This is a genomic window from Erwinia pyri (genome assembly GCF_030758455.1).
Lineage (GTDB): Bacteria > Pseudomonadota > Gammaproteobacteria > Enterobacterales > Enterobacteriaceae > Erwinia > Erwinia pyri.
Genome location: NZ_CP132353.1, coordinates 4455109 through 4469792 on the forward strand (window position 1 = coordinate 4455109; position 14684 = coordinate 4469792).

General features: G+C 52.3%; 10 protein-coding genes, 1 tRNA gene and 2 rRNA genes. 3 read left to right on the forward strand and 10 right to left on the reverse strand.

All coding sequences use genetic code 11. The features are described 5' to 3' along the window. Positions 1-2: 2 nt before the first annotated feature. On the forward strand, positions 3-1412 hold the full coding sequence (gene glnG / locus Q3V30_RS21130) for a nitrogen regulation protein NR(I) (RefSeq protein ID WP_306209183.1): 1410 nt from the start codon (positions 3-5) through the stop codon (positions 1410-1412). Between the two features lie 51 nt (positions 1413-1463). Here glnG and hemN read toward each other — a convergent pair whose 3' ends face one another. Then, on the reverse strand, positions 1464-2822 hold the full coding sequence (gene hemN, locus Q3V30_RS21135; RefSeq protein ID WP_306213270.1) for an oxygen-independent coproporphyrinogen III oxidase: 1359 nt from the start codon (positions 2820-2822) through the stop codon (positions 1464-1466). Positions 2823-3086: 264 nt separating this feature from the next. Next, positions 3087-3620, reverse strand: a complete 534-nt coding sequence (yihI, locus tag Q3V30_RS21140; protein ID WP_306209185.1) for a Der GTPase-activating protein YihI — start codon at positions 3618-3620, stop codon at positions 3087-3089. A gap of 554 nt (positions 3621-4174) precedes the next feature. Here yihI and yihA point away from each other — a divergent pair. Next, positions 4175-4810, forward strand: coding sequence for a ribosome biogenesis GTP-binding protein YihA/YsxC (yihA, locus tag Q3V30_RS21145; RefSeq protein ID WP_306209188.1), 636 nt, complete (start codon positions 4175-4177; stop codon positions 4808-4810). A 69-nt stretch (positions 4811-4879) separates the two neighbouring features. Here yihA and spfP read toward each other — a convergent pair whose 3' ends face one another. The 5 genes from spfP to Q3V30_RS21165 form a co-directional block, all read right to left on the reverse strand. Next, a complete protein-coding gene (spfP, locus tag Q3V30_RS22835; protein WP_071892919.1) occupies positions 4880-4927 on the reverse strand; it encodes a small protein SpfP in 48 nt (15 codons plus the stop codon). 296 nt (positions 4928-5223) lie between these two features. Then, positions 5224-8010 carry a DNA polymerase I gene (polA, locus tag Q3V30_RS21150; RefSeq protein WP_306209190.1) on the reverse strand — a complete coding sequence of 929 codons (2787 nt, stop codon included), beginning with the start codon at positions 8008-8010 and terminating at the stop codon, positions 5224-5226. A gap of 417 nt (positions 8011-8427) precedes the next feature. Continuing rightward, the gene (gene dsbA, locus Q3V30_RS21155) at positions 8428-9057 is read right to left on the reverse strand and encodes a thiol:disulfide interchange protein DsbA (RefSeq protein ID WP_306209192.1); all 630 of its coding nucleotides are present in this window, start codon (positions 9055-9057) and stop codon (positions 8428-8430) included. Between the two features lie 53 nt (positions 9058-9110). Next, on the reverse strand, positions 9111-10097 hold the full coding sequence (locus Q3V30_RS21160) for a serine/threonine protein kinase (RefSeq protein WP_306209194.1): 987 nt from the start codon (positions 10095-10097) through the stop codon (positions 9111-9113). A 74-nt stretch (positions 10098-10171) separates the two neighbouring features. Further along, on the reverse strand, positions 10172-10441 hold the full coding sequence (locus tag Q3V30_RS21165) for a YihD family protein (RefSeq protein ID WP_306209196.1): 270 nt from the start codon (positions 10439-10441) through the stop codon (positions 10172-10174). Positions 10442-10519: 78 nt separating this feature from the next. Here Q3V30_RS21165 and mobA point away from each other — a divergent pair, with 78 nt between their 5' ends. Next, complete coding sequence (gene mobA / locus Q3V30_RS21170; RefSeq protein ID WP_306209198.1) at positions 10520-11122, forward strand: molybdenum cofactor guanylyltransferase MobA; 603 nt, start codon at positions 10520-10522, stop codon at positions 11120-11122. Between the two features lie 124 nt (positions 11123-11246). Here the strand turns inward: mobA and rrf are convergent. The 3 genes from rrf to Q3V30_RS21185 form a co-directional block, all read right to left on the reverse strand. Continuing rightward, positions 11247-11362: ribosomal RNA gene (gene rrf / locus Q3V30_RS21175) — 5S ribosomal RNA — on the reverse strand. Between the two features lie 108 nt (positions 11363-11470). Next, positions 11471-14374 (reverse strand): 23S ribosomal RNA (locus Q3V30_RS21180). A 225-nt stretch (positions 14375-14599) separates the two neighbouring features. After that, positions 14600-14675: transfer RNA gene (locus Q3V30_RS21185), tRNA-Glu, on the reverse strand. Between the last annotated feature and the right edge of the window lie 9 nt (positions 14676-14684).

Here is a 14684-nt window from a genome sequence, read left to right on the forward strand (position 1 = left end):
CTATGCAACGAGGGATAGTTTGGATCGTCGATGACGATAGCTCCATCCGCTGGGTGCTTGAACGCGCGCTCACTGGAGCCGGTTTAAGCTGCGCCACCTTTGACAGCGCCAGCGAGGTGCTGGACGCCCTGGCCAGCAAAACCCCAGACGTTTTGCTTTCAGATATTCGTATGCCCGGTATGGATGGACTGGCGCTGCTTAAACAGATTAAACAGCGCCATCCGATGCTTCCGGTCATCATAATGACCGCCCATTCCGATCTGGACGCCGCCGTCAGCGCCTATCAGCAAGGGGCATTTGATTACCTGCCAAAGCCGTTTGATATTGATGAAGCCGTTGCGCTGGTAGAGAGGGCGATCAGCCACTATCAGGAGCAGCAGCAGCCGCGTAATCAGCCGGTCAGCGGCCCGACGACCGATATCATTGGCGAAGCGCCAGCGATGCAGGATGTCTTCCGTATTATTGGCCGCCTCTCTCGCTCCTCTATCAGCGTGCTGATTAATGGCGAGTCAGGAACCGGTAAAGAGCTGGTGGCGCATGCCCTGCATCGCCACAGCCCGCGGGCCAAAGCGCCCTTTATCGCGCTGAATATGGCGGCGATCCCAAAAGACCTGATTGAATCAGAGCTGTTTGGTCATGAAAAAGGGGCGTTCACCGGCGCCAATCAAATCCGTCAGGGCCGTTTCGAGCAGGCCGATGGCGGGACGCTGTTCCTGGATGAAATTGGTGATATGCCGCTGGATGTGCAGACACGCTTACTGCGTGTGCTGGCTGATGGGCAATTCTATCGCGTGGGTGGCTATGCGCCGGTAAAAGTGGATGTGCGTATTATCGCCGCAACGCACCAGAATCTGGAGCTGCGGGTTCAGGAAGGAAAGTTCCGCGAGGATCTCTTCCACCGCCTGAACGTCATCCGTGTGCATCTGCCGCCGCTGCGTGAACGTCGTGAGGATATTCCCCGCCTCGCACGTTATTTCCTGCAGGTTGCGGCAAGAGAACTGGGCGTGGAAGCCAAAATCCTTCACCCGGAAACCGAAACCGCCCTGACCCGTCTGCACTGGTCGGGTAACGTCCGCCAGCTGGAGAACACCTGCCGCTGGCTGACTGTGATGGCCGCCGGACAGGAGGTGCTGATTCAGGATCTGCCTTCTGAGCTGTTTGAAACCTCTACGCCGGAGAATCCGGTGCAGTCGCTGCCGGACAGCTGGGCGACCTTACTGGCGCAATGGGCTGACCGCGCCCTGCGTTCCGGTCATCAAAACCTGCTTTCTGAAGCGCAGCCAGAAATGGAGCGGACGCTGCTGACCACCGCTCTGCGTCATACGCAAGGCCATAAGCAGGAAGCTGCCCGTTTACTGGGATGGGGCCGAAATACGCTGACCCGTAAGCTGAAAGAGCTGGGGATGGAGTAACGGTTTTTTCACTACGCTGTAATAACAGGGGACGGGTAATCGTCCCCTGTTTTATATAACCCGCGAAAATTGCTGCATACGCGCCTTCTGGCGAAGATAAGCGTCAAAGCACATACAGATATTCCTTACCAGCAAACGCCCTTTAGCGGTCACCTGAAGGCCCTTCTCGTGGCGTTCCACCAGCCCATCCTCAATGAACGGCGCCAGCAGCGCCAGATCTTCAGCAAAATAGTCGCTGAAGGCCTCAACGCCCGTATCAAAATCGGCAAAATTGAGTGCAAAATTGCACATCAGCGTTTTGATCACGTCACGGCGCAGGCAGTCATCTTTCGTCAGTTTTACCCCCCGGCACAGGGCAGAGTGATTTTTCTCTATGGCCGCATACCAGGCCTTCAGATCTTTTTCGTTCTGCGCATAGCTGTCACCGATCATGCTGATAGCCGAAACGCCCATTCCCAGAAGATCGCTGTTGCCCTGAGTGGTATATCCCTGGAAGTTACGGTGGAGTTTTCCTTCTCGCTGGGCAATCGCCAGTTCGTCACCAGGGCGGGCAAAATGGTCCATCCCGATAAACTGATATCCCTCCGCGGTCAGCATGGTGACGGTTTGCTGCAGAATATCCAGCTTCTGCTGAGCTGAAGGCAGGTCGGCCTCTTTGATTTTGCGCTGTGCAGCAAACAGGGCGGGCATATGGGCGTAATTGAACACGCTAAGCCGGTCAGGATTAAGCTCAATCACCTTGTTCAGCGTAAACGCAAAGCTTTCCGGCGTTTGCACAGGCAGCCCATAAATAAGGTCAAGGCTGGTTGAGGCAAAGCCTGTCTGCCGGGCGCGTTCAATCAGCGCGACTATTGTCTGCTCATCCTGAACGCGGTTAACCTTCTCCTGCACTTCCTTATTAAAATCCTGAACGCCCATACTCAGCCGGTTGAAACCGTGGTCATGCAGGTGATCCAGCACATCCAGCTCAATTTCGCGCGGATCCACCTCAATCGATAACTCCGCCTCTTCACTGAAGGTAAACGACTCCCGCAGAACCTGAATAAGGCGGCTGATTTGAGGTTTACTCAGATAGGTTGGCGTTCCCCCGCCCCAGTGCATCTGGGTAACGGTACGATGCCGGAATAAGGCGGCCCGGCTTTGGATCTCAATCGTTAAGGCATCCAGATAGGCTTCGGCTTTGTGCTGCTGGCGAGTGACGACCTTATTACATCCGCAGAAATAGCAAAGACGATGGCAAAACGGAATGTGGATATAGAGCGACAAAGGTCGGTCGGGATAGCGTCGGGCTGCCTGAAGGAAGGCGGCTTCGTCGTAAGCGGGAGAAAATTCAAGGGCGGTGGGATAGGAGGTATAGCGAGGACCCGAGACGTTGTACTTCTGAATCAGCTGCTGATCCCATTCAATCATCTGCGTCACGATAGTCACTCCTGCGTTGGCGTCTGAATGCCGACCGTCGGATGTGAGGAGAGTGCCTTAAGCGCTGGCGGACGGTGGCTTTATGCAGTCGGGTTTTTAACCGCGAAAGACGCCGTAGTTTAACGAATAACCATCCCAGACTGCAGAGCAGAATCAGCAAGAAAATTGATCCAGGCCAATTCATCAGTAGAGAAACCTTTATAAAAAGGCAGCGCAATGCTGCGCCACCTCAATTCAGGGTAAAAACGTCAGAGACTAGTTGCCGCCTTTCAGCAGGCGATACATATCTTCTTCAGCTTCATCATCTTCCACATCGTCATCCAGCGCGATGCCAAGCTCTTCCATCAGCACGTCGATACGGTCAAGGGTCTGATCAAGCCAGGCCTGCTCTTCCGCTGGCAAGGTTTCACCCTTTTCCAGACGATCCAGCAGTGCGTCAAGACGCTCGTTATTTTCAAGCGAGGCAAGTTCTTCTTCCGGAGAGAGACGAACTTTTTTCTGTTCCGCAGGTTTTGCGGCCTTCGCCGGTTTTTTCACACTCTGCGTTTCCGCAGTAACCGGTCCCAACGCAATCGGCTTTTTGCTGCCAATACGGGGATCTTTGGCGGTGGCGCTGCCGCTACCCTTCTGATTAGCAGTGACCGGGTTGGCCCGGCTACCAGAAGCGTTGCCGCGATGTTTTTTGTCACGCTTACGGTCACGTGCTTCGGTGTTTATTTCATCACGCGTTTTACGCTTCGTTTTTGCTGCCGGTTTCTGGCCTTGGGGCGCGCGTGTAGGTTGCTTCATGGTTTCTGCTCTCAGACGTTTTATATTCAGTATAGAATTGCGGCGAAATCTAGCAGAAAGCAGACAAAGAAAAAAGGCGGCAGGTCACCCTGTCGCCTTTTTTCGCACCTTCCGCAGAAGGACTGACTTAGTCAGCATCCTTTTTAGCACACAACATCCCGGTTTTCCTTTGCCTGAGCGTCCCTTCCTGGACTCGATCCTTTCCCTGTGGTGCTTGTTCCCAGCACATTCCATCCCTGCTCCACACCATCCTGATATCCCTGAGCGCTTCTTCCTGAAGTGAACCCTCCTGGTTCTGCCAAATACTTTAGACTATATGGTCAAACTCACAAGGCAGTGGTGACAACAATTTTGCGTCCGTTCTGCGTAAACCATGTTTAATTGATTGATATATAAAAATTACCATCTTTTTAAGGCCGCTAAAAAGAAGAGAGCTCTGGCAAATTTAATGGCAGATCTCCTACAAAACGCCGGCAGCCTGCAGGTCGGCGGGGCGCTTTCATTCTATACAGGGTATACTCTGCGCAATTGTTCTTATATCTGGAGTTTCTATTTTGTCTGGCTGGAATTATCACGTTACCCATTTTGTCACCAGTGCACCTGACATCCGTCACCTTCCAGCCGATACCGGACTTGAAGTGGCGTTTGCCGGTCGCTCAAACGCGGGCAAATCCAGCGCGCTGAATACGCTGACAAATCAAAAAAGTCTGGCCCGTACCAGTAAAACGCCGGGACGTACGCAGCTGATCAACCTGTTTCAGGTTGCAGAGGGTTACCGGCTGGTGGATTTACCGGGCTATGGCTATGCCGAAGTGCCGGAAGAGATGAAACTGAAGTGGCAAAAAGCGCTGGCGGAGTACCTGCAGAAGCGTGAGTGCCTGAAAGGCCTGGTGGTGTTGATGGATATTCGTCATCCGCTTAAGGATCTTGATACGCAGATGATCCAGTGGGCAGTGCAGAGCGGCATTCAGGTGCTGGTGCTGTTAACCAAAGCTGACAAGCTGGCTTCTGGTGCACGTAAAGCCCAGCTGAACGTCGTGCGTGAAGCGGCAAAAGGCTTCGTGGGAGATGTTCGCGTAGAAATGTTCTCTTCTCTGAAGAGGATCGGCGTCGATAAGTTAAGTCAGCAGCTGGATACCTGGTTCAGCGAACTCCCTCCTGCTGTTGAAGAAGAAATCCCTGCCGAATAGTGCCCGCTGGCTCTGAGCCGCGCCCAATAAAAAACGCCCCAGTCATAACTGACTGGGGCGGCTAAATATTCAGCCAAATCCGATTACGTGAAGTAAAAGGTCTGAAAGATAGAACATCTTACCTCTGTACCCTACGTCTTAAACTCTACATGATTTTTTCAGCCCTCAAAAGGGTTTTTTGTAGTTAATTTTCATAAAACAGCGGGTGTTATCCAACTCAGGTCACAGAAAAAGGCGCTGCCTGTAGCTTAATTACAAAAAAAGTGCTTTGGGGATAACCGGTTAGCAAGAGCTATCCGCCTTATAAGCGTTGGTGAGCAGGCTGAACCGATTAACCAAAGCATTTTCTTATGGGTAAACAGCGAGACTGAATCTTCAGAAAAATCAGCCTCATCCGTTACGGCAGCCCAGTTTTAGTGGGCCTGTTCCCAGTTGTCGCCAACGCCCACATCAACCCTGAGTGGCACATCCAGTTTCATGCTGTTTTCCATCAGTTCACGAATTTTTGCCGTCGCCGCTTCCACTGCGGAAGCTTTAACCTCAAATACCAGTTCATCGTGTACCTGCATGATCATTTTTACCTCTGGCGTGGTCTGCGGCGTCAGCCAGCCGTCAACGGCTATCATCGCTTTTTTAATGATATCGGCTGCCGTTCCCTGCATTGGCGCATTGATCGCTGCACGTTCAGCAGCCTTACGGCGCATCGCATTGCTGGCATTGATATCCGGCAGATAAAGACGGCGCCCGTCCAGCGTGGAGACGTAACCTTTTTCGGCAGCCTGCTTCCGGGTATTTTCCATATAGCGTAAAACGCCCGGATAGCGTTCGAAGTAGAGATCCATATACTTCCTCGCTTCGCCAGCGCCAATATTCAGCTGCCGTGACAGGCCGAACGCGCTCATACCGTAGATCAGGCCAAAGTTGATCGCCTTGGCGCTGCGACGCTGCTCACCTGTCACCTTATCCAGCGCCATGCCGAAGACCTCTGCGGCCGTAGCACGGTGGATATCCTGACCTTCGGCAAACGCCTCCAGTAACCCCTTATCCTGTGACAGGTGCGCCATGATGCGCAGCTCAATCTGTGAATAGTCGGCCGCCACAATTTTATGACCTTTGGAGGCGATAAAGGCCTGGCGAATACGCCGCCCCTCATCATTTCTCACCGGGATATTTTGCAGATTCGGATCGGTAGAGGAGAGACGCCCTGTTGCCGTCACCGCCTGGTGATAGGAGGTATGAACACGCCCGGTCACAGGGTTTATCATCAGCGGCAGTTTATCGGTATAGGTCGACTTCAGCTTAGCCAGGCTGCGGTTCTCAAGGATCACTTTCGGCAGCGGGTAATCAAGCGCCAGCTCCGCCAGGACCTCTTCGCTGGTGGAAGGCGCGCCGCCAGGGGTTTTCTTGGTAGGCTTAATCCCCTGCTTTTCGAACAGAATAGTTTGTAACTGCTTGGGCGAAGAGAGGTTGAACGGTTCGCCAGCCAGCTCATGTGCTTTCTGCTCCAGCTCTGCCAGGCGTAAAGTCAGCTCTTTGGAGTGGGCAGCAAGAATGCCCTGGTCGATCAGCACGCCATTACGCTCAATGCGCGAAATCACGGTGACCAGCGGCATCTCTATATTTTCAAAGACCGCTTTAGGTCCCTGCTCTTTTTCCAGCTCTGGCCACATCTTCAGATGCAGCTGAAGGGTGACATCTGCATCTTCTGCGGCGTAATGCGCAGCCTGCTCCAGAGCTATCTGGTTAAAGGTTAACTGTTTTTTGCCTTTACCGGCGATATCTTCAAACGATACGGTTTTATGCTTCAGCCACCGGGAAGCCAGAGAATCCATGTCATGCCGCCCGGTAACGCTGTTGAGGGCGTAAGATTCAAGCATGGTGTCAAACCTGATACCCGCCAGCTCAATATCATAATTTTTCAGCACGCCACGATCGTATTTCAGGTTCTGCCCAACTTTCAGCAGGCTGGCATCCTCCAGCAGCGGCTTGAGGCGAGCAAGAACGCTGTTACGATCCAGCTGCGCGGGCGCATCCAGATAGTCGTGAGCCACTGGCAGGTAAGCCGCTTCGCCCGGCGAGACGGCAAACGACAGCCCCACGATATTTGCGCTAAGCGTATCCAGCGAATCGGTCTCAAGATCGAAAGCGAAAAGTTCGCTTTGCTGAATTTTCTTCACCCAGATCTCAAAGGTGGCTTCATCAAGGATAGTGACATAGCCATCAGCAGATAAGATACTGGTGGCTTCCACCTGCTCCTCCACCTTTTCAACCAGGGCTTTTTGAGCAGCAGGATTCGTTTTTTTCCCCTGTAGCCATTTCCCTTCTTCCAGGTCGGTGATCCAGCGTTTGAATTCGAAATGACGGAACATACCCAGCAGATCTTCTACCGCTGGCTCGTTGACGGTGAGCTGCTCGTAGGTTAATTCCAGTTCCACATCCGTTTTGATCGTGGCCAGCTGGTAAGAGAGGAAAGCGAGCTCTTTATTTTGCTCAAGCTTGGCAGCCATGGTTTTGGCGCCTCTGAACGTCAGGCCGGATACCTTATCCAGATCGTCATAAATCGCTTTAATACCCCCCAGTCCCTGTAACAGGGCCTGCGCGGTTTTTTCACCGACACCCGGTACGCCAGGAATGTTATCGGATGAGTCGCCCATCAACGCCAGGAAATCGATAATGAGATTGGGTGGCACACCAAATTTCTCTACCACTTCATCGGGGCCGAGGATAGCGTTATTCATGGTGTTAATCAGCGTGATATCTGGTGTCACCAGCTGAGCCATATCTTTGTCGCCGGTGCTGATTAATACCGGTTTCCCTAATTTCTCCGCTTCCAGCGCCAGGGTGCCAATAACATCATCCGCCTCCACACCGTTTACGGCCAGCAGCGGCAGACCCATCGCCCTGACCATATTATGCAGAGGCTCTATCTGCGCGCGCAGATCATCAGGCATCGGAGGGCGATGCGATTTGTAATGTTCGAACAGCTTGTCACGGAACGTTTTGCCTTTGGCATCAAACACCACGGCCACATGGCTGGGTTTATATTGCAGCAGCAGGCTGCGCAACATATTCAGCACGCCATACATAGCCCCTGTCGGCTCCCCACCACTGTTAGTAAGTGGCGGAAACGCATGATAAGCGCGATAGAGATAAGAAGATCCATCTACCAGGATGAGCGGGTTTTCTGCAATCTGTGCCATAAGTCGTCACGTTCTTCTTTAGTGTCTTCAATAGGGATAAGGATGCCACAGCTGGGCAGTAAAGATGAAATATCCTGGCAGATAAACTTCGTGTAAGAGAAAATTTTGCGGCAGGCCACGCAAGAACAAGTTGTGGATAAGTTTGTGTGTAATTTTAAGAAGAGAAGCAACTAAACAGGATATTATTTTTTTAGGGAAACAAAAGAATAATAAATTCAATTGATTAAATATTATTTCCAGGATTTATTGCAGATTCGGCGGAATGCGTTATATGTGGATAGTAATTATTATTGTCAACGTTACCGCGCCCTTTTTCAGGAAACCGGCGCCCTTTACGGATATTTATTTCTGAACCCTTCTGCCAGGGTTTGAAACAGTAACGCCGGCATTAGCCGGCGTCAGGAAAAGGACGAAGCCTTACTTCTGGGTAATCAGGAATTTTACCACGTTGGCATATTGCTGTACGTAGTTATCCATCGAGCTGGTATCCAGACCGCCGTTATTGACCATATATTTGCCGTTAACAAACATGGCAGGCACGCCACGCAGATCGACATCAGCGGCCGCTTTTTCCTGCTGAGCAACCAGCGATTTCACGACAAAGCTGTTCCAGGCCGCATCGTACTCTTCTGGCTTAATACCCGCTGCCTTGACAAAAGTATCCTTCAGGCTGGCTGGATCGGTAATGGTCTGAGTTTTTTGAATGCCGTCAAAGATTGGCGCAGTGACTTTATCTTCCACGCCCAGCGCCATTGCCACAGCCCAGGCCTGGGTAACCGTTTTACCCATATCGCCGCCCAGGAACTCTACATGGTATTTAGTCACTTTGGTGTTGGCAGGCAGCCCTTTTTTTACCGCATCACTAACGTGCCAGACACGTTCAAATTCATAGCAGTGGGGGCAGTAGAAAGAGAAGAATTCAAGAACCTGTGGTTCACCCGTGGCAGGCTTCTGCATCGTCACGTATTGCTGGCCATCAGTAAACTGCGCGGCCGAAGCACTAAAGGCCAGAACCATACCAACCAGTGCAAACCAAATCTTTTTCATTGTAAAACTCTCTCCTGACAACAATAGGGGCGGATCGGAAAAGGCGACCAGCCTTAGAATGCGGGCATAAGCTGAAGCGGTGGCTCCTGCAACAGCCTGGCCTGCTCGTTAAAGATAGCAATCTGTCTGCGCCAGAAATCTTCATCCGTCATCCACGGAAAACTGGCAGGAAATGCAGGGTCTTGCCAGCGGCGAACGACCCACGCCAGATAATAAACCATCCTCATGGCGCGTAAAGGCTCAATCAGTGACAATTCGTGTGTGTCGAACTCGCAAAATTCGCTGTACGCTTCCAGCAGAATATCCCACTGCAGCCTTTGCTCCTGAATGTCGCCGTTAATCAACATCCATAAATCCTGCACTGCCGGACCATTACGGGCATCATCCAGGTCGACAAACAGCGGGCCGTCTCGCCAGAGAATATTGCCGGGATGGCAGTCTCCATGCAGTCGCAAAGCGTGCCACTGAGTATGCCAGCAATTTTGTAAAGTTGTGCCTATCAGGCGCACACTGGTCAATAAAGCTTCTTTCAACTTGCCGGGAATTAAACTACTGGCTTCAAGTACCTGCAGAGGTTGCGCGATGTACTCATCCAGCCCAATAGTGGGACGCTCAGTAAACGTGCTTTTACGCCCCGTCTGATGAATTCGCCCCAGGTAGCGCCCAACCCATTCGAGCTGATCGTAATTATCAGTTTCGTACTGGCGTCCTCCCAGGCTGGGAAAGACGGTATAGAGATAGCCCTGATGCTGGTGAAGGGTTTTTCCCTGCAATAGCAGCGGTGCGGCAACGGGAACTTCATCAGCCAGCAGCTCAGCGGTAAACTGGTGCTCTTCCTCAATCTGCTGTGGCGACCAGCGCTGAGGTCGGTAAAACTTCACCACATAGCGCTTTCTCTCTTCATCAGAAAATTGGTAAACCCTGTTTTCATAGCTGTTGAGCGCGGTTAGCCCTGACTCAACGCGGATCCCGGTCTCCCAGAGCGCATCAAGGATGGTGTCAGGATGTAGTTGTTGAAAGTTAAAGGCTGGCTCTTTCATCCGGCATGCTCATCACGTGAAGTAGCCGGTAATACTATCATTAAATTCTGCTTATGCCGGACGGCGGCAGGGATTTAATCTTTGATAACGCCACGCGCACGAAGCAGAGCCGTTTTGAAATCCTCTTCATAATCTTTCTTCAGCCCGGGGATCGGCTCGTTTTTATCGCTGCCGCGCATTTTGAGATGGTAAATCAGGATATCGTCGGTGAGTTCGGTTATCGGGCCAGTAAAACCTGACTCTGTAGCGAGTTTCTGTAAAAATTGCATCAGCGTAAGGTCCGGCTCCTTCTGCCATTCAGGTTGCAGCAGGGAGATCAGTTCGTTGAGACGATGGCATTTCATGGCAAGCTTCCTGTCAGACTTAATAAGTAGCCAGGTTATCAGCATTAATTTCACTTTAACAGAGAGGTGACCGGCGGAATGGTTCACAAATCAGACAATACGAACGAAAAGGTGACCGGGGTCATTCTTGCTGGTGGAAAAGGGTCACGGATGAAGGGTGAAGATAAGGGACTGGTTAACTTCAGGGGCAAACCGCTCTATCAGCATGTGCTGGCACGGCTGCACCCGCAGGTAGCAGAGGTTATGATCAGCGCCAACAGAAATGGCGAACGCTATCAGGAATGCGGCTGTCGCGTTTTAACCGATTCTTTCCCGGGTTTTGCCGGCCCGCTGGCAGGTATGCTGGCCGCTTTACAGCATATTACTACTGAGTGGGCTGTGTTTGCTTCCTGCGATACACCCTTTGTGCCTCTGAATCTGGTTGAACAGCTGTGGAAAGGTAAAGCAGACGCTAAAGCCGCCTGGGCTTGCAGCAACGGACGGGATCACCCTACTCACGCGCTTATTCATCGTGACCAAACTGAATTACTTAAAGAATATCTCCAGCGTGGCGATCGTAAACTCATGTTTTTCCTTAAGGAAGCAGGCGGCGTATCAGTAGATTTTGAGGATCTTGATGCCTTCATTAACATGAATACCCTGGAAGATCTTATGATGAACTGCGCTAAAATTCCTGATTAGCATTTTTACAGGCAGGCATAAAAAAGGGCCCCGTGCGTCAGCGCGGGGCCCTTTTCTGTCCGTCCGGTAAAACGCAGACGCAAAAAACCCCGGCCTTGCGGTCGGGGTTATTGCTTTATTTAATGCCTGGCAGTTCCCTACTCTCGCATGGGGAGACCCCACACTACCATCGGCGCTACGGCGTTTCACTTCTGAGTTCGGCATGGGGTCAGGTGGGACCACCGCGCTAAAGCCGCCAGGCAGATTCTGTCATTCACGCCGCCCTCCCAGGCCGCGCAAATCAATCCGTCACAAGCTGAAAATCTCTGTTGCGTCTCTCAGACGCCACCAGAACGCTTCTGGTGTTGTAAGGTTAAGCCTCACGGGTCATTAGTACCGGTTAGCTCAACGCATCGCTGCGCTTACACACCCGGCCTATCAACGTCGTAGTCTTCAACGTCCCTTCAGGGGCCTTAAAGGCCCAGGGAAGATTCATCTCGAGGCAAGTTTCGCGCTTAGATGCTTTCAGCGCTTATCTTTTCCGCACTTAGCTACCGGGCAGTGCCATTGGCATGACAACCCGAACACCAGTGGTGCGTTCACTCCGGTCCTCTCGTACTAGGAGCAACCCCTCTCAATCTTCCAGCGCCCACGGCAGATAGGGACCGAACTGTCTCACGACGTTCTAAACCCAGCTCGCGTACCACTTTAAACGGCGAACAGCCGTACCCTTGGGACCTACTTCAGCCCCAGGATGTGATGAGCCGACATCGAGGTGCCAAACACCGCCGTCGATATGAACTCTTGGGCGGTATCAGCCTGTTATCCCCGGAGTACCTTTTATCCGTTGAGCGATGGCCCTTCCATACAGAACCACCGGATCACTAAGACCTGCTTTCGCACCTGCTCGAGCCGTCACTCTCGCAGTCAAGCTAGCTTATGCCTTTGCACTAACCTCACGATGTCCGACCGTGATTAGCTAACCTTCGTGCTCCTCCGTTACTCTTTGGGAGGAGACCGCCCCAGTCAAACTACCCACCAGACACTGTCCCCACGCCGGATCACGGCGCCAGGTTAGAACATCAAACGTTAAAGGGTGGTATTTCAAGGTTGGCTCCACGCAGACTGGCGTCCACGCTTCAAAGCCTCCCACCTATCCTACACATCAAGGCTCAATGTTCAGTGTCAAGCTGTAGTAAAGGTTCACGGGGTCTTTCCGTCTTGCCGCGGGTACACTGCATCTTCACAGCGAGTTCAATTTCACTGAGTCTCGGGTGGAGACAGCCTGGCCATCATTACGCCATTCGTGCAGGTCGGAACTTACCCGACAAGGAATTTCGCTACCTTAGGACCGTTATAGTTACGGCCGCCGTTTACCGGGGCTTCGATCAAGAGCTTCTCCTTGCGGATAACCCCATCAATTAACCTTCCGGCACCGGGCAGGCGTCACACCGTATACGTCCACTTTCGTGTTTGCACAGTGCTGTGTTTTTAATAAACAGTTGCAGCCAGCTGGTATCTTCGACTGGCTTCAGCTCGGGGAGCAAGTCCCTCCACCTACGCGCCAGCGTGCCTTCTCCCGAAGTTACGGCACCATTTTGCCTAGTTCCTTCACCCGAGTTCTCTCAAGCGCCTTGGTATTCTCTACCTGACCACCTGTGTCGGTTTGGGGTACGATTCTGTGTTACCTGATGCTTAGAGGCTTTTCCTGGAAGCAGGGCATTTGTTGCTTCATCACCGTGGTGACTCGTCATCACGCCTCAGCCTTAAAGCGTTCCGGATTTGCCTGGAACGCAAGCCTACACGCTTAAACCGGGACAACCGTCGCCCGGCCAACATAGCCTTCTCCGTCCCCCCTTCGCAGTAACACCGAGTACAGGAATATTAACCTGTTTCCCATCGACTACGCCTTTCGGCCTCGCCTTAGGGGTCGACTCACCCTGCCCCGATTAACGTTGGACAGGAACCCTTGGTCTTCCGGCGAGCGGGCTTTTCACCCGCTTTATCGTTACTTATGTCAGCATTCGCACTTCTGATACCTCCAGCAGACCTCACAGTCCACCTTCAACGGCTTACAGAACGCTCCCCTACCCAACAACACATAAGTGTCGCTGCCGCAGCTTCGGTGCATGGTTTAGCCCCGTTACATCTTCCGCGCAGGCCGACTCGACCAGTGAGCTATTACGCTTTCTTTAAATGATGGCTGCTTCTAAGCCAACATCCTGGCTGTCTGTGCCTTCCCACATCGTTTCCCACTTAACCATGACTTTGGGACCTTAGCTGGCGGTCTGGGTTGTTTCCCTCTTCACGACGGACGTTAGCACCCGCCGTGTGTCTCCCGTGATAACATTCTCCGGTATTCGCAGTTTGCATCGGGTTGGTAAGCCGGGATGGCCCCCTAGCCGAAACAGTGCTCTACCCCGGAGATGAATTCACGAGGCGCTACCTAAATAGCTTTCGGGGAGAACCAGCTATCTCCCGGTTTGATTGGCCTTTCACCCCCAGCCACAGGTCATCCGCTAATTTTTCAACATTAGTCGGTTCGGTCCTCCAGTTAGTGTTACCCAACCTTCAACCTGCCCATGGCTAGATCACCGGGTTTCGGGTCTATACCCTGCAACTTAACGCCCAGTTAAGACTCGGTTTCCCTGCGGCTCCCCTATACGGTTAACCTTGCTACAGAATATAAGTCGCTGACCCATTATACAAAAGGTACGCAGTCACACCACAAGGGTGCTCCCACTGCTTGTACGTACACGGTTTCAGGTTCTGTTTCACTCCCCTCGCCGGGGTTCTTTTCGCCTTTCCCTCACGGTACTGGTTCACTATCGGTCAGTCAGGAGTATTTAGCCTTGGAGGATGGTCCCCCCATATTCAGACAGGATGTCACGTGTCCCGCCCTACTCATCGAACTCACAGTAAGTGCAGCTTCGTGTACGGGAGTATCACCCTGTACCCTGCGACTTTCCAGACGCTTCCACTGCTGCACAAACTGATTCAGGTTCTGGGCTGTTCCCCGTTCGCTCGCCGCTACTGGGGGAATCTCGGTTGATTTCTTTTCCTCTGGGTACTTAGATGTTTCAGTTCCCCAGGTTCGCCTTGCAGCACTATGTATTCATGCTGCAATGATGCACGAGTGCACCGGGTTTCCCCATTCGGGTATCGTCGGGTATAACGGTTCATATCACCTTACCGACGCTTATCGCAGATTAGCACGCCCTTCATCGCCTCTGACTGCCTAGGCATCCACCGTGTACGCTTAGTCACTTAACCTCACAACCCACAAGCGTCCCGCAGGACACTGCTGTTGCAGGCATTTGAGAGACTCGAACGCATCGTTCTGTTCACCCTTATTACGGAGAATGAACACGACGCGTCGTTTCAATTTTCAGCTTGTTCCGGATTGTTAAAGAGCAAATATCTCAAACGTGACTCATCCTTGCGGAGAGAATCAGTTTTGAGATACTGGTTGATAATGTCTTTCACTCATTATCAGGATGGCGTCCCCAAGGGGATTCGAACCCCTGTTACAGCCGTGAAAGGGCAGTGTCCTGGGCCTCTAGACGATGGGGACTCTGTTACT